Raw genomic sequence first — 18,694 nt, 5'->3', positions numbered from 1 at the left:
TTAAAAATTTGTTGTGAGGAAGAACAATAATGCGCTTTGAAAAATTTACAAATCGCCTGCAGCAAACCCTTTCAGATGCACAATCCTTGGCAATGGGTAAGGACCATGCTTCTATCGACGGTATTCACATTCTGGCAACGTTGTTAGATGAATCATCCAATATCAGTCTGCTGCAACAGGCAGGTGCGAACTTACGTGATTTGCAGACTAAACTGCAAACCGCGCTGAGTAATGCACCGACTTTAAGCCAGTCCACCGGCGATATTAACCTTAGTCCTGAAGCAGCGAAAGTTCTGCATCTGGCAGATAGTTTTGCCCAAAAAGCAGGGGATGAATTCCTTTCTACTGACTGGGTATTGTTAGCATTAGCGGAAACAGGCAAAACCAAATTACTTTTAAGTGAAGTAGGTGTTAAAGCCGAGACCTTAAAACAAGTCATTCATCAAATTCGAGGCAATGAAAAAGTCATGAGCAATAATCATGAAGATCAGCGTGACTCTTTAAATAAATACACCATTGACCTGACTGAACGCGCATTACAAGGCAAGCTGGATCCAGTGATTGGTCGTGATGATGAAATTCGCCGTACCATTCAGGTCTTGTCACGCCGTACCAAAAATAACCCGGTACTGATCGGTGAGCCTGGTGTCGGTAAAACTGCGATTGTAGAAGGTCTGGCACAGCGTATCGTGAATGGTGAAGTTCCAGAAGGTCTGAAAGGTAAACGCGTTCTGTCACTGGATTTAGGTTCATTGCTGGCTGGTGCCAAATACCGTGGCGAATTTGAAGAACGTCTAAAAGCTGTTCTGAAAGACCTGGCCAAACATGAAGGCGAAATTATTCTGTTCATCGACGAGCTGCATACCTTGGTGGGCGCAGGTAAGGGCGATGGTGCCATGGATGCCGGTAATATGCTGAAACCAGCATTGGCACGTGGTGAGCTGCGTTGTGTGGGTGCAACGACCCTGGATGAATACCGCCAGTACATCGAAAAAGATGCAGCTTTGGAACGTCGTTTCCAAAAAGTATTGGTGGATGAACCAAGTGTAGAAGATACCATTGCAATTTTGCGTGGTCTGAAAGATCGTTATGCGACTCACCATGGTGTACAGATTCTGGATTCTGCGATTATCGCTGCGGCGAAAATGTCACATCGCTACATCACTGACCGTCAATTGCCAGACAAAGCGATTGACCTGATTGATGAAGCAGCATCTCGTATCAAAATGGAGCTGGACTCTAAGCCAGAAGCTTTGGATAAACTTGAACGCCGTTTAATTCAGCTGAAAATGCAGCTGGAAGCGGTGAAAAAAGATGAAGATTCCGGTGCCAAGTCTGAAGTGAAATATCTGGAAGATCAGATTGCTACAGTTGAGAAAGAGTATAGCGAACTGGAAGAAATCTGGCGTGCAGACAAAGCGCTGGTTGCAGGCAATAAAGACATTCAGGTGAAGCTGGATCAAGCCCGTATTGCGCTAGAAAAAGCGCAGCGTGAGGGTGATCTGGCAGAAGCGGCACGTTATCAGTATGGCGTGATTCCTGAGTTACAGAAGCAACTGGAACGTATTGAAGCAGCTGAAGAAAGTGAAGCACCAAAACTATTGCGTGACAAAGTCACTGACAATGAGATTGCTGAAGTGGTCAGTGCTGCAACTGGTATTCCAGTGGCAAAAATGCTGCAAGGTGAGCGTGACAAACTGCTACATATGGAAGAATTCCTGCATAAACGTGTCGTCGGTCAGGAAGAAGCTGTCGTGGCAGTGTCGAATGCAGTCCGTCGTTCTCGTGCCGGATTGTCTGATCCAAACCGTCCAAGTGGTTCATTCCTGTTCTTGGGTCCAACCGGGGTGGGTAAGACTGAGTTGACCAAAGCTTTGGCGAACTTCCTGTTTGACAGTGATGATGCAATGATCCGTATCGATATGTCGGAATTTATGGAAAAACATTCTGTCAGCCGTCTGGTTGGTGCGCCTCCGGGCTATGTCGGTTATGAAGAAGGGGGTGTGCTAACTGAAGCGGTACGTCGTAAACCCTATAGCGTGGTGCTGTTTGATGAAGTTGAGAAAGCGCATCCGGATGTATTTAACATCTTGCTGCAAGTACTGGATGATGGCCGCTTAACGGATTCACAAGGCCGTGTGGTGGACTTTAAAAATACCGTGATCGTGATGACTTCTAACTTGGGTTCAAGTGATGTGCGTGAACTGGGTGGTGGTGCAACCCGAGATGAGGTACGTAGTGTAGTGATGAATGCAGTGTCGGAACACTTCCGTCCTGAATTCATTAATCGTATCGATGAGATTGTGGTGTTCCATTCACTGGAAAAAGCCCAGATTCGTGGTATTGCTGATATCCAGTTGAACCGTTTACGTCAACGTCTGGCAGAGCGCGACTTGCGCTTATCCGTGGAAGACAGTGCTTTTGACCAGTTGATCGATGTAGGCTTTGATCCTCTATATGGTGCGCGTCCATTGAAACGTGCGATTCAGCAACGTATAGAAAATGGCCTGGCGCAAAACATTCTTGAAGGAAAATTCAATCCGGGCGATACCATTGTGGTTAGCGCTGAAAATGGTGAACTGGTCTTCGAGAAAATGAAGCTCAACTAATCTAAACTGATCGGAAAAGAAAAACCCAGCCTAGGCTGGGTTTTTCTTTATGGTACTTACTGCTTTCATCGCACTACTTTTCATTTCTCCATCTGCGAGAAAAAGAAAGAGGGTGTAAATCCTGATGAAAGAAATTAATTCATTATCAAATTACATTTTTGGATGAGTGATTTTCCATGCACGGTGAATCTTCTGATTACGCTTGAAATCAGGGCCGATGGTTTCATGGGTGATTTCTTCCACATCAAAGAATGCCAAGATTTCTGCATCCATTTCAAAGCCACGATAATTATTTGAGAAGTAGAGTGTACCTTCAGTGGTTAAACGGTTCATGGCACGTTTAATCAAAGACAAATGGTCACGTTGTACGTCAAAAGTACCGTAGAATTTCTTCGAGTTAGAGAATGTTGGTGGATCGATAAAGATTAGTTCATATTGCTCATGACCTTCTTTCAGCCACTCAAAACAGTCACTTGCGAAGAATTGATGTTGTTCATCTGCATGGTCAACGGTTAAACCATTTAATACAAAGTTTTCTTTCGACCAGTTCAAATAGGTATTGGACAAATCCACGCTCGTCGTACTGGCTGCACCACCCAGTGCTGCATGTAAACTTGCCGTAGAGGTATAGCTATACAGATTCAGGAAATGCTTGCCTTTAGCTTCACGGGCAATGCGTAAACGCATCTGACGGTGATCCAGGAACAGGCCCGTATCCAGATAATCGGTCAGGTTGACCAGAATCTTGGCCTGACCTTCCTGCACGATAAAACGTTTAGACGCCGTGCTTTGTTTGGTGTACTGGTTTTTGCCTTCCTGACGAGCACGGGTCTTGATAAAGATCGCATCACGACCTAAACCCGTCACAGCACGAATCGCCTGCAAAGCCAGGTTAAAACGTTTTTTAGCTTTTTCAGGATCAATTTTTTTCGGTGGGGCATATTCCTGAACGTGCAGACGCTCACCATACAGGTCTACTGCGATATTAAAATCAGGTAAGTCTGCATCATACAAACGTAGACAGTGAATATTTTCTTTCACCGCCCATTTTTTCAGAGTTTGCATATTCTTGGTCAGACGGTTGGCAAATTCCATAGCACCTTCGATTGGCTCGAATTGCTGTGGCTGCCAGCTTTCCAGGAATGGACGTACCACTGCAGCCGGTTTAACTGTACCGAAACGAATATAGATCGGTAATTTACCGTTCATCAGGCGTAGAATTTGCGGATCATTGAACGCCAAGACATCTGCCTGTTCAACTTGGGAGGCAATCACTGCTGCTTTTTGATTCGGGAAATTTTTTTGCAGCAGATTAGACAAACCTAAGTACAACGCACGGTTAGAAGCCTTGTCACCTAAACGTTCACCATAAGGCGGGTTGGTCACGAAGAATACTTTCTTGCCTTCAGCCTGGAAATCAGGCCAGTCATTTAAGGTACGTTCTTCGATCATAATCTGGTCAAGCGCTGATTCAAAACCTGCCGCAATGATATTTTGCTTGGTGGCTTTTACCGCTTCCCAGTCAGCATCGAAGGCATAAAATTTTGGTAATGGATTTTCCAGCGCAGCTTTATGACGTTCAGCAGCTTCGGCTTTAATACCCATCCACAATTCATGATCATGACCATTCCAGCCGTTAAAGCCGAAACGACGTACCAGGCCTGGTGCACGATCAGTCAGAATCATTAAAGATTCAATAATAAAGGTACCTGAACCACACATAGGATCAACCACGATATCCGGGTTGATGTCTTTCAGGCCACCTTTTTGCAGGATCGCTGCTGCCAGGTTTTCCTTGATTGGTGCTTCAGTCATAAAGCGACGATAGCCACGTTTATGCAGCGAATCACCAGAAAGGTCCAGGCAGTAGGTATGAGCTTTTTTACCAGCCAGAATATACATGGTGATTTCTGGCTGTTTGGTATCAATACTTGGACGTTTACCCACGGCTTCCATAAAGGAATCCACGACACCATCTTTAGCACGCAAAGTCGCAAACTGGGTATTGACCTTGATATCACGTTCGACATGCAGACGAATTGCGAAGGTACTTTGTGGTGCAAAAATTAGTGACCAGTCAAAGCTGATTGCACCTTCATAAAGCTCTTCAGCCACATCACGCGCATCATGGGAGAATTCAATTTCATGTGTGTGGATTGGCATCAGGACACGTGAAGCCAGACGCGACCACATACAGATGCGGTACGCATTTTCCAGTGTACCTTTAAAGGTCAGACGCCCCGGGAAACGTTCAATATCCTGAACACCTAAACCTTTGATTTCTTCTTCTAATAAGGTTTCCAGACCATCGGCACAGGTGACCCAATAATTGCTTAAACGTGAAGAGGTATTCATAAAATAGAGAGACCGGAAAAGAATAAATAAAAACTGCGCTCAGTTTACCGTATTTTGCCTTTTAAAGCTTTTGAAATTGTTTCGATTGGCTTTGAAATTTCACCTGAACAAGTGCGCTACAATGAAATAAATATTAAATACATGATAAGTGAATCAAATTGGTATGGAAATTGCTCCTTATACAAAATGAGACTGTAACCACTGGGGAGGGGTTACAGTCTCATTTTTTAAAATAATTGGGAGTTTAAAATGGTAAATGGGGATAGCTTTTCAATTGCAACTTTAATTTATGCGCGTTTAAGACGCGTTTCCGGTCGTGTAATTGATGCAATCTATCTGTCTGAAAATAAAGACTATGCAAAGCATGTGATTGAGCTGGCTATAGCAACTCAAGATGAGGAGTTATCACGACTGGTAGAAAAATTAAGACAGGTTTTCGATCTGTCTATGGATCAGGATGAATCTCTAACAGATACAACTCAGCATGTTCAGGATGACTTGATTGTTGTGGAACCGACACAAGAAGATATTCATCGCGCTCAAGTTGCCCATCGTTATATTGGCGCATTGCGCTAAGCTGGTTATGAGTGTAGATGGTCCAGACTGATGCACTCATTTTTTGCATGCAAAAACAGCAATCTGAGAAAAAGGTTAAATTATCTTATTGAAAAAATACATAGGAATTTCAAAATCAATTTTTATTATCAAGTCGGTTTTTGTACAAGTAGCCGATTTCCCAAGTGCGAACAGAAGTGAATCTCTGTATAATACGTTGACTTAACGTATAAGGAATCTCTCATGCACTTGGCTGCATTGCATACACCGAGCCAGATTCAACTCAATAAAGAAGGCAATCTAAAACACTTCTTGACTATCGAAGGTCTTTCTAAAGAAACTCTTACAAAAATACTGGACACTGCGGCGTCCTTTTTTAATGACCAAAATCAGCTCATTACCAATAATTTGCTCGAAGGGCGAACGGTAATGAACCTCTTCTTCGAAAACTCTACCCGTACTCGTACCACTTTTGAAGCAGCTGCAAAGCGCCTTTCTGCTAACGTTCTTAATATTGATATCGCACGTTCAAGTACCTCTAAAGGTGAAACGCTGCGTGATACCTTGTGGAACCTTGAAGCAATGGCAGCGGACATTTTCGTGGTACGTCATTCATCTTCTGGTGCAGCGCATTTTATTGCCAAAGATGTTTGTCCGAATCTGGCTATCATTAATGCGGGGGATGGCCGTCATGCCCATCCAACCCAAGCCATGTTAGATATGCTCACGATTCGCCGTGAGACCAAAAAGAATTTTGAAGATATTTCAATTGCGATTATCGGTGATATCAAGCACTCACGTGTAGCGCGTTCGGATGTCGCAGCTTTGCAAACCTTGGGCTGTAAAGATATTCGTGTTATTGCACCCAATACTTTACTTCCTTATGGCTTCGATGATTACGGTCCAGAAGTTCGTTTGTTCAATAATATGGAAGACGGCATCAAAGACTGCGACGTGATCATTACCTTACGTATTCAGAACGAGCGGATTGATTCACCGGCGCTATCTTCACAGGCTGAATTCTACAAAATGTACGGTCTAAACAAAGAACGTCTGGCCATGGCGAAACCCGATTGTATCGTGATGCATCCGGGTCCAATGAACCGTGGTGTAGAGATTGATTCCAGTATCGCAGATGGTCCACAGTCAGTGATTCTGAATCAGGTGACCAACGGGATTGCAGTACGTATGGCGGTGTTGGCACTTTCAATGCAGGGCCAGCTCCAGGAACAAGGTTTGATTGAAGCGATTGCGGTATAAGGAATAAGTCATGTCTATTGTTAAAATTGAGAATGTTCGAGTTCTAGACCCAATTGCAAACACTGATTCAGTCGAAACAGTTTATCTGCAAAATGGTAAACGTATTGCCGAAACTGCAAACGTGTCAGAAACGATTAATGGTCAAGGTAAATGGCTGATGCCTACTATGGTCGATCTGTGTGCACGTTTACGTGAGCCAGGTCAGCAACAGCATGGTACCTTGAAATCTGAAGGCAAGGCAGCACGTGAAAACGGTATTCTGCATGTGTTTACACCACCAGATTCAAAGCCAATCGTGCAGGACAATGGTGCCTTGATTCATGGTCTGGTTGAAAAAGCCATGCTGGATGGCGGCATCTATCTGGAAGTGATTGGTGCGCAGACACAAGGTTTAAATGGACAACAGCCCGCAAATATGGCGGGTCTGAAAAAAGGTGGTTGTAGTGCTGTATCCAATGCTAGCGCGCCGTTTGCCAATGATGATGTGGTCCTGCGTACCCTAGAATATGCAGCAGGTCTTAACCTGACTGTAGTGTTCTATGCCGAAGAACCGCAAATTGCCAAAGACGGCTGTGTGCATGAGGGTTTTATTGCATCACGTCAAGGTTTACCAATGATTCCTGCACTGGCAGAGACTGTCGCGATTGCTAAATATCTGCTGATGATTGAAGCGACTAAAGTGCATGCACACTTTGGTTTGTTATCTTGTGGTGCTTCGGTTGAGCTGATCCGCATTGCCAAAGAAAAAGGTCTCCCAGTAACATGTGATGTGGCGATGCATCAGTTACATTTAACTGATGCACTGATTGACGGCTTTAACTCACTGGCTCATGTTCGTCCACCATTACGTTCTGAATCAGATAAAGAGTTACTGCGTCAAGGCGTGAAATCTGGAGTGATTGATGCGATCTGTACCCATCACGAACCACTCAGCAGCTCTGCAAAAATGGCGCCGTTTGCAGAAACTCAGCCTGGCTTTACTGCATTTGATACCTTCCTTCCATTTGGCTTGCAACTGATCAAAGAAGGTCTGTTTAGTCCATTGGAATGGGTAGAGAAAGTGACGATTGCACCTGCCAAGGTCGCTAAAATGCAAGAGCGCTGGATGAATGAGGCAGGTTGGGTACTGCTTGATCCTGAAATGGAATGGACTTTGACGAAAGAGAGCATTGTGTCACAAGGTAAAAATACACCATTGATCAATCAAAAGGTTAAAGGAAAAGTTTTACAAAGCTTTGTGCCAGCATAAATCAGTTCCTGATTGTTTTTATTAAAGTCAGCTTCGGCTGGCTTTTTTTATTTTGGTAAACATATCATTAACTAGCACTATTGAAATGTTATGATTTTCATACAACTATTTACATTTTCTAAAAAGATCGGGTTTTAAACTGAATAAATATTAATCATTAAAAAATCAAAAGAATGGTGACTTTATGAATGACGACCTGATTCAACGATTAAAATATCATGTTACTCCGACGGTGCTGCAAGGCGAAACAGAATATGTTGCTGCCAAAGAGCAGGCGCTAGCGCAATTTTATCCTATTTTCCTGAGCATATTGCGTGTGCATCCGGAACAGGCAGAAACTCTGAGTCAGCAATTAAATCCAAAGATCAGTGAATTGTTCACAGAAAAACCTGAAATCAAACAACGTCTGCTCGAGCATCTGGCCAGCCTGTCCGATAGTGTGCCACAAGAGCAGCTTGAACAGACCTTAAATCGTTCGATTAAACCAACCATTGAGTATCTAAAAACAGAAGCCGATGCATCTAATCCTGATGCAATTAATTATGTAATTGAAACCAATAATGATTCAATTCAAAAAGCGTTGCCGACCTGGGCATCACAGCTGTTACTTGTTATAGGTGCATCGCCACTGGTTGGCCATCATCCAACACCTGTACCGGGAATTGATCCTGAACCTGTTGAACCGGCGATTCAAAAAGAAAGAAGATCACGTTTTTTAATTCCGATCATTGCCTTTATTATCGTGGCTGCTTTAATTATGTTCTTCTTCCGAGGCTGTACACGTGATGATGATCCAGATGATATCCGGGATATGCAAAATGCATCTAAAGCAGTCGCAACTGAAACTGCATTTCTAAAATTAAGTACTGGAAGTGAGGGGCAGATTACTAGCTGTCAGGTACAGATTAATGATCCCCAGTATATGGAAATTCTACAAAACGAGATCAAACAGATTTTTAATTATAATATCGGTTGCGGTTCAGAAAATAATGATAATTACCATTCTGAATTCACCGATCAGGATACGATTCCATCTGTATTAAAAGCAATGCAGGGTGTGCCAAATGTCAGCTTGCATTGGGAAGGAAAACAGGTTTCTGTACAAGCCGGGAATTCAGCCGATGCTGAACGTATCGCAGGTGAAATTCGCCAGCTGGCAAAAAATATGACGGTCATTACCCAAAAACCTATTAGTACTGCAAAGGCGATTAATACGCCGAGCAATGAAGCTGAAAAAGTCTTGGCAAGTATGCCTATAGAACAAATCCGGGCTTTAGATGTTGCAACAGCTTTAAATCTGCAAGCAATTAACTTTGCTCCAGGTTCAACTGAAATCCCGACCATCAATCAGTCGATTCTGGATCAGACAGCAGCTTTAATGAAACGTGCGCCACAAGTTCATTTGCAAGTGATTGGTCATACAGATGCTCAAGGTGATGATGAATTAAATACACAACTGTCTTTACAGCGTGCTCAGGCGATTGTTAACTATCTGGTGAAACAGGGGGTCGATCCTGCCCAGTTGAATGCAATAGGCATGGGGCCGGCTCAACCCAATGCATCAAATGCTAAAGATGTAGACCGTTATAAAAACCGTCGTATTGCCTTTGAAGTCATGAATACCAACACTGGGACTGTACGTGCGGTCGATGACCAAGGTGTAAAACAGAAGGTGTAAATTCAAGACTAAAGAACGCTTTATTTAAATAACCTATTTAACTAGATTGATCAAAATGAAAAGGACAAATTGCTTCGTCCTTTTTTTATTGGCATGCTGTGCGCAATTGTTCAGGAATATGAGTAAATGCGGATTACTATCATTGGGGCAGGGCGAGTGGCTTATCATCTTGCTCATGTATTGTCAGTACAGCATGAGATTGTGCAGATTTATAGCCGGACCTTGGAAAAGGCCCAGCAACTGGCAGACCAATTCCAGGCACAGGCAATTGAAAAGCCTGAGCAACTGGATAATCGTGTGGATCTGGTCATTATTGCGGTTAGTGACCAGTCAATTGCCATGGTTATTGAACAGATTCATCCATATTTACCGAATAACCTGATCGTACATACTTCCGGCAGTACTCATTTAGATGTGTTGAAACAAATCCATACACGTGCTGGTGTGTTCTATCCATTACAAACTTTTAGTCTGGAACGTGAGATTAACTGGGAAAATACACCTTTATTTATCGAAGCACATGATCAAGAAGACCAAAATATCCTTCAAAATTTAGCAAATAGCCTAAGCGGTAGAGTCTATTCGTATAGTTCAGAGCAACGCCTAAGTCTGCATTTAGCTGCAGTCTTTGCATGTAATTTTAGTAACTACTGTTATGACATGGCCAAACAGGTAGTCGATGCACAGCAAGTGGATTTTAGTCTGCTTTATCCATTAATTCTGGAAACAGCAAATAAAGCGACACAGAATGATCCACGCCAGATGCAGACAGGTCCCGCCATGCGAGGAGATGAGAATATTCTGAATATGCATCAATCCATGCTGGAACAGTCACAACGTAGTGATTTGGCAGAAGTATATGCCTTGATGAGTCAGCAAATCCTGCAATGCCATCAAATCTCCTAAACCTGGAAAATATATAGGTATCTGAATTGCATGCAGATATCTCGATCAAGCATCGAGTTTAATTCTGAATATCGATTGTTCTATTTTCAGAAAATATCTTAAGTTGAGAAGATAATAATGAAAATGGAATAATAACAATGCAACAGGAATTTGACTACATCATTATTGGTGGAGGGAGCGCAGGATGCGTACTGGCCAGCCGTCTCAGTGAAGATCCCAATATTTCTGTCTGTCTTTTGGAAGCAGGTGGGCATGGCAATGCCTGGACAGTAAATATTCCGGCAGCCTGTGTCATGAGTTTACCAACCAAAATTAACAACTGGGCTTTTGAAACCGTTCCACAAAAAGGATTGAATGGACGTAAAGGTTATCAGCCACGTGGTAAATGTCTGGGGGGTTCCTTAGCAATTAATGCCATGATTTATATCCGTGGCAATCGTGCCGATTATGATGATTGGGCAGCACAAGGCTGTACTGGCTGATCTTATGATGAAGTACTGCCATATTTTATCCGATCTGAGAATAACCATCGCATTCAGAATGAATATCATGGTAATGCAGGCCCTTTGCATGTATCTGATGTGCAAACAGATAGTATTTTCCATGAACGATATTTACAGGCAGCACGTGAGCAGGGCTATCCAGTGCTGGATGATTTTAATGGTGCAGAGCAGGAAGGCTTAGGGATTTATCAGGTGACTCATGATAATGGTGAGCGCTGTAGCGCAGCTCGAGCTTATCTGTTTCCACATTTGAATCGTCCGAATTTGACCATATGGACTAAAGCCACCACGCATAAAATTATAATCGAACAAAAAGCGGTAGTTGGGGTGCAGGCAACATGCGGGTCAATTAAAAACGTTACGAGCGCGACAGGAAGTGTTGCTCTCGGCCGGTGCCATGCAATCTCCACACCTATTGATGCTATCCGGGATTGGTGATGCTGAAGAACTGAAACAACACGGTATCGAGCTCAAGCACCACTTGCCAGGGGTTGGAAAGAATTTTCATGATCACCCCGATTTTATTTTCGGCTATAGCTTCAAGGAATTTGCCGGAACCTTCGGGATATCCATGTCAGGTTCATTGGATATGTTTAAGCAAATTAAGCAAATTGGGCGATATCGCAGTGAACGCCGCGGCATGATTGCGTCTAATTTTGCTGAATGTGGAGGATTCATTAAAAGCTCGCCAGCACTGAAAATTTCCAATCTGCAATTGCATTTCGTGGTGGCGTTAGTGGATGATCATGCATGTAAATTCCGCAGAAGCCACGGCATTTCCTGTCATGTCTGTTTATTAAATCCACGCAGCCGTGGTTCAATTAAACTGAGCGGGCCAAACATTCATGATCCGCTATTGATTGATCCAAATTTCTTGAACGATGAGCGCGATTTGGATGATCTGGTCCAAAGTTTTAAACTGACACAAAAATTGATGCAGTCATCATCGCTTTCCAGTCTGTATAAACAGGATTTATTTACTGCGCATGTAAAAAATGATGAGGATATTCGGGAAATTCTGCGCAATCGGGTAGATACGGTGTATCACCCAGTTGGTAGTTGCAAGATGGGCGTTGATGATATGTCTGTAGTTGATCCTGAATTATGTGTCTATGGCATTCAAAATCTGCGGGTGATTGATGCTTCAGTCATGCCATCGGTCGTGAATGGCAATACTAATGCACCAACAATTATGATTGCAGAAAAAGCTGTGGATCTGATCCGGGCAAGACAACAAACATCGAAAGTTGCTTAAAAATATGAGAATTTCTTTTTACAGAATAAATAGGGACCGTATATGACGTCATGGGAACAAGGTGCAAATCTGGATAGTGCCAAATACATGCAGGATATTTTCCAGCAACAGCGTCAGGCATGTTTGCAAGCAGCATATCCAGACTATGAGCAGCGTCAACAGCGACTTAAAACATTATACCAAATGGTGGTGGAGCATCAGCATGAAATGGCAGCTGCTATTAGTCGGGATTTCTCGAACCGGAGTCTTGACGAAACCAAGCTGTTTGAAGTGCTGACCAGTTTAAATGGACTGAAACACAGCTTGAAACATCTGAAAAATGGATGAAGCCGAGTAAACGTCAGGTTGGTATTCTGTTTCAGCCAGCTACAGGTTATGTGATGTATCAGCCGGTAGGCGTGGTTGGTATTGTGGTGCCGTGGAATTATCCGCTTTTCCTCGCCATAGGTCCTTTGGGCCAGGCCTTGGCTGCGGGTAACCGGGTCATGCTGAAAATGAGTGAATATACCCCGGAATTTTCCAGTCTGTTTCAACAGCTGATTGCCCGTTATTTCTCTGCTGACCAGATTGCTGTAGTTACGGGGGATGCACAAGTCGCACAGCAATTTACTACTTTGCCATTTGATCATTTGCTCTTTACTGGCGCGACTTCAATTGCACGTCATGTGATGTATGCGGCGGCGGAGAATCTGACCCCAGTCACACTGGAGCTTGGTGGTAAGTCACCTGTTATCGTTGCGAAGGATGCAGATTTACAGGAAAGCGCACGCCGTCTAGCTTTTGGCAAAACCATGAATGCCGGGCAGACCTGTGTAGCACCAGATTATGCATTTGTGCATCAGTCACAAATCCAAGCTTTTATTGAAGCTTACTTCGATGCTATTCGACAATTTTATCCAAATAGTATTTTAAGCAATCCGGATTATACAACCATCATCAATGACCGGCAGCTTGCTCGATTACAGCAATATATTGAGGATGCTCAGGCCAAAGGTGCACAGTTGCATCAGATTGAACAGGGGGTAGATGGGCGCCGTTTGCCGCACCTGGTCTTGACCAATGTCCATGACAATATGCTGATCATGCAGAATGAAATCTTTGGTCCACTTCTGCCCGTCATTGGCTATGAGCAGATGGATGAAGTAATTAACTACATCAACCAGCATGACCGGCCATTGGCACTGTATTACTTTGGTTATAACAAAGCTGAGCAACAAAAAGTCCTGCATACGACACACAGTGGCGGGGTCTGTCTTAATGAAACTTTAATGACGGCTGGTATGGAGGATATGCCCTTTGGTGGGATTGGCCCATCTGGAATGGGGCATTATCACGGACATGAAGGCTTTAAGACCTTTAGTCATGCTAAGTCGGTATTTAGCCGTCCAAAATTCAGTTTGATGAAGCTGATTTATCCACCGTATGGCAGTTCGATTTTGAAACTAATTTATCGTATCTTCTTACGTTAAAGTGAATGATGCCTAGGAAAATTGCCAGGTATAAAGATGAACATCTGTTTTTCTTTCTAAAATTGATTTTAGGTATTCTGATCGCGATCATTCATTAATTCAAAGATAAATTCTTTTTATAAAAAAAGCGCTGAATCATCAGCGCTTTTTGGGGATTCATCTTGGATTAAGAGATTTTCTTAAAGATAAAGTCATTAATCTTATGGCCGGCTTCAATACCACGACGCTCGAATTTGGTTTGAGGACGCCAGTCAGGACGAGGGTAACTGTTGCCTTTACCTGCCAGGTTTTCCAAACGTGGACGCTCTTCAAGCACTTCCAGCATCCATTCAGCATACGGTTCCCAGTCAGTCGCAGCGTGGAATGTACCGCCAATCTCTAACTTTTGTTCAACCAATGGCATACGGTCGTGTGATACGAAACGGCGTTTGAAGTGACGTTTTTTCTGCCATGGATCAGGGAAGTACAACTGCACCGTGTTGATACTGTTATCCGGCATTTCACGCAGGACTTGAATTGCATCGGCATCCAGGACACGCAAGTTGGTTAAGCCTTCCATACCTGCTTCATATACACATTGTGCGATGCCGGGTACGTGCACTTCAATACCGACAAAATTACGTTCAGGATTGGCTTTGGCCATCAATACCAGTGAACGGCCCATACCGAAACCGATTTCTACAGTCAGTGGACGTTCAGGGTGCTCAAAATGCTGACGCAAATCACCCACTGGATATTCCAAAATTAAGTGACCATATTGTTCAAGCGCAGTACGTTGAGAGGTATTTAATGGCGCTGAGCGGCGCATAAACGTCACAATTTCACGGTGCTCGCTTAAATTGTCCAGCTCCACGACTTGCTGGTCTAATTGATCGTTCGACATAACTTTGGCAAATCTAAAAATTCAGAATGCGGTATTTTAAGTCCTGAGCGGAGCAAGTCAAACTTTTCTCAGGAATTCACTACTAAAAACTGGCATTGAGCTTATTCCTCAGAAAAATAAAAGGACCAATTGGCCCTTTTAAATCATATGAATGATGATCAGGTTTGATAACGGTCGACCAAAGTACTGCTGGCTTCATTCAGTCCAGTCACCTGAACATCAATTCCTTGTGCTTTAAATTTCTGTACGACGTTATTAAACATATTCACAGAAGTGACATCCCAAATATGGGCATGGGTCAGATCTAGTTCAACAACTGCCAGGTTTTCCTTAAAGTCAAAGAACTGATAGAAACGGTCTGAACTGCTAAAAAAGATCTGCCCGGAAATCACATAACGACGAGAACGTTCATCTAGCAAATGAGTATATACGTGAACCGTATTTTCCAGTTTGTTGATAAAGAACAGGGCAGACAATACCACGCCGATTAACACGCCTAATGCCAGGTTGTGGGTCACCAAAACTACCAGCACAACAGTAATCATCACCACATTAAAAGCAAGCGGATGCTTGTTAAACTGCTTGATAGCACCCCACTGGAAGGTGGTAAATGATACCATGATCATAATGGCTACCAGTGCTGCCATCGGAATATAAGCCAGCCAATCTTTCAGAAATACCACCAGGCAAAGTAAGAAGATGCCTGCCACAAGCGTAGACAGACGGGTACGTGCACCAGAAGAGACATTGATAATCGACTGTCCAATCATAGCACAACCGGCCATTCCACCCATAAAACCGCTGACGATATTGGCCATACCCTGACCACGGCATTCCTGATGGCGGTCACTTTCAGAATCGGTGACTTCATCGACTACAGTGGTGGTCATCATGGTCTCAAGTAAACCGACAGTGGCCAAAGTCGCTGAATAAGGAAAAATAATTTGTAGTGTTTCGAAATTCAGCGGAATTTCTGGAATCAAGAAAACTGGTAAGGTATCTGGAAAATGCCCTAAGTCACTCACGGTACGCATATCTGATCCGAGGAAAAGAGTCAGTCCGCTGAGGACGATAATACAGATCAGTGGAGAAGGGATGGCTTTACCAATTTTCGGAAGATAAGGAAATAAATAGATAATTGCCAAACTGATCGCAACAAACAGATAACCGGTCGCATCCATTTTTTGCATTTCCGGGATTTGCGCAACAAAAATCAGAATCGCCAAGGCATTCAAGAAGCCATAGACCACTGATTGCGAAACAAAGCGCATCAATTTGGCAACTTTAAATGAACCGGCAATTACCTGAATAATCCCGGTTAATACAGTGGCAGCCAGTAAGTATTGCAGACCATGCTCCTTGACCAAAGTAATCATAAGGAGCGCCATCGCACCAGTTGCTGCCGAGATCATTGCTGGGCGACCACCGAAGAAAGCAATAGATACCGCGATACAGAAAGATGCGTACAGACCAACTTGGGGATCGACGCCAGCAATGGCAGAAAACGCAATCGATTCTGGAATGAGGGCTAATCCGACCACCAGGCCAGCCAGAACATCAGTGCGGATATTGGAAAACCATTCTTCTTTTTTCAGACTTATCACAGAATTTCATCATTTCACTTTTAACCCCGCGTATCTTAATCGTCCTGGTATAAAAATCCACACAAGAATGACTTGAAAATGTCTGGAATATACTCAATATTGAAGAAGTAAATGTCTTTTGGCGGCAGTTACGCTTTTTTGCAATTTACAGGTTTGATCACTTGAAAGTTTGTTAGAAGCGATTTAAAACATTGAGAAGTAGATAACAAGGATCAGAAATGAAGCTTTACTATGCACCTGGTGCATGCTCGTTGGCAGCACATATTATTTTAAATGAAATTAATGTTGATTTTGATTTGGAACGTGTTGATTTAAAAACACATAAAACTGAGAAAGGCACAGATTATTACGAGATCAATCCAAAAGGCTATGTTCCTGCACTGGAAATTAACCCGGGCCTGATTCTGACTGAGAACGTTGCGATTCTTCCATTTCTGGCACAACACGATCCAAAACAAGATTTAATTCCACCATCAGGTATGGGACGTGCCAAAGTCCTGGAATGGTTAGGTTATCTGAACTCAGAACTGCATGATGCATATGCTGTGTTCTTTGGTGCGCCAATGGATGAGGAAGCCAAGAAAAAGGCGTATGCAGAAATTGACCGCTTATTAAGTTACATTGATAAAGCCATTGGTGAATCAGACAATGATTACCTGGTGGATGATAACTTTGGACCAGCAGATGCTTATCTGTTTGTACTTACTAACTGGTCAAATCATATCGAACACGATTTGACACCTTATAAAAATATCATTCACATTCGTAATAAGGTCGCAGAGCGTCAGTCAGTACAGATTGCTATGCGTGATGAAGGATTGATTCCTTAATACACCGCAGCAAATCAATAAAGGACTCGATTGAGTCCTTTATTTTTGCACTTAATTTTCTTATTAACGAATTTATTTAAAGAAATAACCTGTCTCAGGTGAGCTGGCATTGGCCATACGCTTACGTGGCATGCGACCCGCTAAGAATGCTTCACGACCAGCTTCTACTGCTTTACGCATAGCAGATGCCATTAAGACTGGATTTTGTGCTGCTGCAATGGCTGTATTCATCAATACGCCATCACAACCGAGTTCCATCGCAATGGCTGCATCACTGGCTGTGCCGACACCTGCATCGACCAGTACAGGCACTTTGGCATTTTCCTTAATGATAGAAATGGTATGAGGATTCAGAATTCCCAGACCTGAGCCGATCAGACTTCCTAAAGGCATGATCGCAACACAACCCATGCTTTCCAGCTCCTGCGCCACGATTGGATCGTCTGATGTATACACCATAATTTCAAAACCATCATCAATCAGGGTGCGTGCTGCTTTTAAAGTTTCAGTGATATTTGGATATAAGGTTTTTTCATCACCCAGAACTTCCAGTTTTACCAGGTTATGACCATCCAACAGTTCACGTGCCAGCATACAGGTGCGTATAGCACTGTTAGCATCAAAACAGCCAGCGGTGTTAGGCAGAATGGTATATTTTTCGGGTGGAATCACGGATAGTAGATTCGGCTGGTCTGGATGCTGGCCGATATTCACACGACGGATTGCAACCGTAACAATTTCAGCACCACTCGCCTGAATTGCCTGATCTGTTTCCTGTAAGTCTTTATATTTTCCTGTACCAACCAACAGACGTGACTGGAACTGGCGTGAGCCAATTTGAAGTAAATCTTGCATAGTATTTCCGAACCTTAGCCGCCACCGACAGCGTGAATAATTTCGATTTTGTCTGCCTCACAGATTGGCGTTGCTGCCAGTCTACTTTTGGGAACGATCATTTCATTGACTTCAACGGCATAGCGCTTACCTTCAATCGCAAGGTGCTGAACCAGTTCCATTAAGGTGGTGCAGTCAGTCTGTTGTTGTTCGCCATTGATATAGATGTTCATTTTGGCACCCTCTGAATTTGATCAGTTCTTACTTGATATATTTAAATGCATTCCAGGCCAGGGTCAGCCAGCCTGCAATCATCAGTGCGCCTCCGATCGGGGTAATTGCACCCAAACCACGCGGTAAACCAAGTGCCATAATATAAAGTGAACCACTGAACAGTAAAATGCCCAATTGAATCAAAATAAAACTTGGTTTAATCGGCAATTGTGGAATTACTTTTGCCAGAATGCCTAACAGCAACAAGCCGAGCGCATGATAGAAAAAGTAATCGGTTGCAGTCTGCCACCAGCCAAGCTGTGCTTCAGTTGCACGTGCTTTCAAGCCATGCGCACCAAAAGCACCCAGCATTACTGCAAGGGCCAGATTAATCGCTGAAATTGCAATCCACATCTGAACTGATCTTCCTGTAAATTTTGCGCTTAACCTTAGCATAAAAGCACAGACTGAAACACCGTATTGAAAGACAA

General features: G+C 43.3%; 16 protein-coding genes and 1 pseudogene. 11 read left to right on the top strand and 6 right to left on the bottom strand.

Features of this window, described 5'->3' with window-relative positions; all coding sequences use genetic code 11:
* The first annotated feature begins 29 nt into the window (after positions 1–29).
* Positions 30–2,609 carry an ATP-dependent chaperone ClpB gene (gene clpB, locus C3420_RS06725; RefSeq protein ID WP_103800045.1) on the top strand — a complete coding sequence of 860 codons (2,580 nt, stop codon included), beginning with the start codon at positions 30–32 and terminating at the stop codon, positions 2,607–2,609.
* Positions 2,610–2,759: 150 nt separating this feature from the next.
* Here clpB and rlmKL read toward each other — a convergent pair whose 3' ends face one another.
* A complete protein-coding gene (gene rlmKL / locus C3420_RS06720) occupies positions 2,760–4,964 on the bottom strand; it encodes a bifunctional 23S rRNA (guanine(2069)-N(7))-methyltransferase RlmK/23S rRNA (guanine(2445)-N(2))-methyltransferase RlmL (RefSeq protein WP_103800046.1) in 2,205 nt (734 codons plus the stop codon).
* A gap of 249 nt (positions 4,965–5,213) precedes the next feature.
* Between rlmKL and C3420_RS06715 the strand changes: the two genes are divergently transcribed.
* The 9 genes and pseudogenes from C3420_RS06715 to C3420_RS06685 all read left to right on the top strand — a co-directional run bounded on the left by C3420_RS06715 (position 5,214) and on the right by C3420_RS06685 (position 13,839).
* On the top strand, positions 5,214–5,540 hold the full coding sequence (locus C3420_RS06715; RefSeq protein WP_008306560.1) for a hypothetical protein: 327 nt from the start codon (positions 5,214–5,216) through the stop codon (positions 5,538–5,540).
* Between the two features lie 222 nt (positions 5,541–5,762).
* A complete protein-coding gene (locus C3420_RS06710) occupies positions 5,763–6,779 on the top strand; it encodes an aspartate carbamoyltransferase catalytic subunit (protein WP_004812299.1) in 1,017 nt (338 codons plus the stop codon).
* A gap of 10 nt (positions 6,780–6,789) precedes the next feature.
* Positions 6,790–8,028 carry a dihydroorotase gene (locus C3420_RS06705; RefSeq protein WP_103800047.1) on the top strand — a complete coding sequence of 413 codons (1,239 nt, stop codon included), beginning with the start codon at positions 6,790–6,792 and terminating at the stop codon, positions 8,026–8,028.
* A gap of 184 nt (positions 8,029–8,212) precedes the next feature.
* A complete protein-coding gene (locus C3420_RS06700; RefSeq protein WP_103800048.1) occupies positions 8,213–9,706 on the top strand; it encodes an OmpA family protein in 1,494 nt (497 codons plus the stop codon).
* Positions 9,707–9,832: 126 nt separating this feature from the next.
* On the top strand, positions 9,833–10,612 hold the full coding sequence (locus C3420_RS06695; RefSeq protein ID WP_103800049.1) for a Rossmann-like and DUF2520 domain-containing protein: 780 nt from the start codon (positions 9,833–9,835) through the stop codon (positions 10,610–10,612).
* Positions 10,613–10,749: 137 nt separating this feature from the next.
* Positions 10,750–11,553 (top strand): annotated as a pseudogene (locus C3420_RS17595) (GMC family oxidoreductase).
* Positions 11,513–12,370, top strand: a complete 858-nt coding sequence (locus C3420_RS17590; protein ID WP_416202839.1) for a GMC family oxidoreductase — start codon at positions 11,513–11,515, stop codon at positions 12,368–12,370. The pseudogene C3420_RS17595 and the gene C3420_RS17590 overlap by 41 nt, the downstream one beginning before the upstream one ends.
* Before the next feature lie 42 nt (positions 12,371–12,412).
* Positions 12,413–12,697, top strand: coding sequence for a hypothetical protein (locus C3420_RS17585; RefSeq protein WP_228152944.1), 285 nt, complete (start codon positions 12,413–12,415; stop codon positions 12,695–12,697).
* Positions 12,694–13,839, top strand: a complete 1,146-nt coding sequence (locus tag C3420_RS06685) for an aldehyde dehydrogenase family protein (protein ID WP_228152943.1) — start codon at positions 12,694–12,696, stop codon at positions 13,837–13,839. The genes C3420_RS17585 and C3420_RS06685 overlap by 4 nt, the downstream gene beginning before the upstream one ends.
* Before the next feature lie 166 nt (positions 13,840–14,005).
* Here the strand turns inward: C3420_RS06685 and trmB are convergent, their stop codons facing one another.
* A complete protein-coding gene (gene trmB, locus C3420_RS06680; RefSeq protein ID WP_103800050.1) occupies positions 14,006–14,722 on the bottom strand; it encodes a tRNA (guanosine(46)-N7)-methyltransferase TrmB in 717 nt (238 codons plus the stop codon).
* A 158-nt stretch (positions 14,723–14,880) separates the two neighbouring features.
* Positions 14,881–16,326: a SulP family inorganic anion transporter gene (locus C3420_RS06675; RefSeq protein WP_103800051.1), complete on the bottom strand. Its 1,446-nt coding sequence runs from the start codon at positions 16,324–16,326 to the stop codon at positions 14,881–14,883.
* Between the two features lie 218 nt (positions 16,327–16,544).
* Between C3420_RS06675 and C3420_RS06670 the strand changes: the two genes are divergently transcribed.
* A complete protein-coding gene (locus C3420_RS06670) occupies positions 16,545–17,156 on the top strand; it encodes a glutathione binding-like protein (protein WP_004812313.1) in 612 nt (203 codons plus the stop codon).
* 72 nt (positions 17,157–17,228) lie between these two features.
* On the opposite strand, the gene C3420_RS06665 is transcribed toward C3420_RS06670, so the two are convergent.
* The 3 genes from C3420_RS06665 to C3420_RS06655 are packed head-to-tail and all read right to left on the bottom strand — an operon-like array spanning position 17,229 to position 18,617.
* The gene (locus tag C3420_RS06665) at positions 17,229–18,011 is read right to left on the bottom strand and encodes a thiazole synthase (RefSeq protein WP_103800052.1); all 783 of its coding nucleotides are present in this window, start codon (positions 18,009–18,011) and stop codon (positions 17,229–17,231) included.
* Between the two features lie 14 nt (positions 18,012–18,025).
* On the bottom strand, positions 18,026–18,223 hold the full coding sequence (gene thiS / locus C3420_RS06660; RefSeq protein ID WP_103800053.1) for a sulfur carrier protein ThiS: 198 nt from the start codon (positions 18,221–18,223) through the stop codon (positions 18,026–18,028).
* Positions 18,224–18,251: 28 nt separating this feature from the next.
* Positions 18,252–18,617: a DUF423 domain-containing protein gene (locus C3420_RS06655; RefSeq protein ID WP_004894164.1), complete on the bottom strand. Its 366-nt coding sequence runs from the start codon at positions 18,615–18,617 to the stop codon at positions 18,252–18,254.
* Positions 18,618–18,694: the final 77 nt, after the last annotated feature.

Source organism: Acinetobacter sp. ACNIH3, from assembly GCF_002918965.1.
Classification (GTDB): Bacteria; Pseudomonadota; Gammaproteobacteria; order Pseudomonadales; family Moraxellaceae; genus Acinetobacter; species Acinetobacter schindleri.
Note: the sequence above shows the minus strand (reverse complement) of the source record. Positions and strands in the feature narration are given on the sequence as shown.

Coding starts and splice junctions, on each gene's coding strand:
- C3420_RS06670 (WP_004812313.1), top strand. CDS start 16,545: ATGAAGCTTTACTATGCACCTGGTGCATGCTCGTTGGCAGCACATATT.
- C3420_RS17590 (WP_416202839.1), top strand. CDS start 11,513: ATGCAATCTCCACACCTATTGATGCTATCCGGGATTGGTGATGCTGAA.
- C3420_RS06710 (WP_004812299.1), top strand. CDS start 5,763: ATGCACTTGGCTGCATTGCATACACCGAGCCAGATTCAACTCAATAAA.
- trmB (WP_103800050.1), bottom strand. CDS start 14,722: ATGTCGAACGATCAATTAGACCAGCAAGTCGTGGAGCTGGACAATTTA.
- thiS (WP_103800053.1), bottom strand. CDS start 18,223: ATGAACATCTATATCAATGGCGAACAACAACAGACTGACTGCACCACC.
- C3420_RS06700 (WP_103800048.1), top strand. CDS start 8,213: ATGAATGACGACCTGATTCAACGATTAAAATATCATGTTACTCCGACG.
- C3420_RS17585 (WP_228152944.1), top strand. CDS start 12,413: ATGACGTCATGGGAACAAGGTGCAAATCTGGATAGTGCCAAATACATG.
- C3420_RS06665 (WP_103800052.1), bottom strand. CDS start 18,011: ATGCAAGATTTACTTCAAATTGGCTCACGCCAGTTCCAGTCACGTCTG.
- clpB (WP_103800045.1), top strand. CDS start 30: ATGCGCTTTGAAAAATTTACAAATCGCCTGCAGCAAACCCTTTCAGAT.
- C3420_RS06655 (WP_004894164.1), bottom strand. CDS start 18,617: ATGTGGATTGCAATTTCAGCGATTAATCTGGCCCTTGCAGTAATGCTG.
- C3420_RS06695 (WP_103800049.1), top strand. CDS start 9,833: ATGCGGATTACTATCATTGGGGCAGGGCGAGTGGCTTATCATCTTGCT.
- C3420_RS06715 (WP_008306560.1), top strand. CDS start 5,214: ATGGTAAATGGGGATAGCTTTTCAATTGCAACTTTAATTTATGCGCGT.
- C3420_RS06685 (WP_228152943.1), top strand. CDS start 12,694: ATGAAGCCGAGTAAACGTCAGGTTGGTATTCTGTTTCAGCCAGCTACA.
- rlmKL (WP_103800046.1), bottom strand. CDS start 4,964: ATGAATACCTCTTCACGTTTAAGCAATTATTGGGTCACCTGTGCCGAT.
- C3420_RS06705 (WP_103800047.1), top strand. CDS start 6,790: ATGTCTATTGTTAAAATTGAGAATGTTCGAGTTCTAGACCCAATTGCA.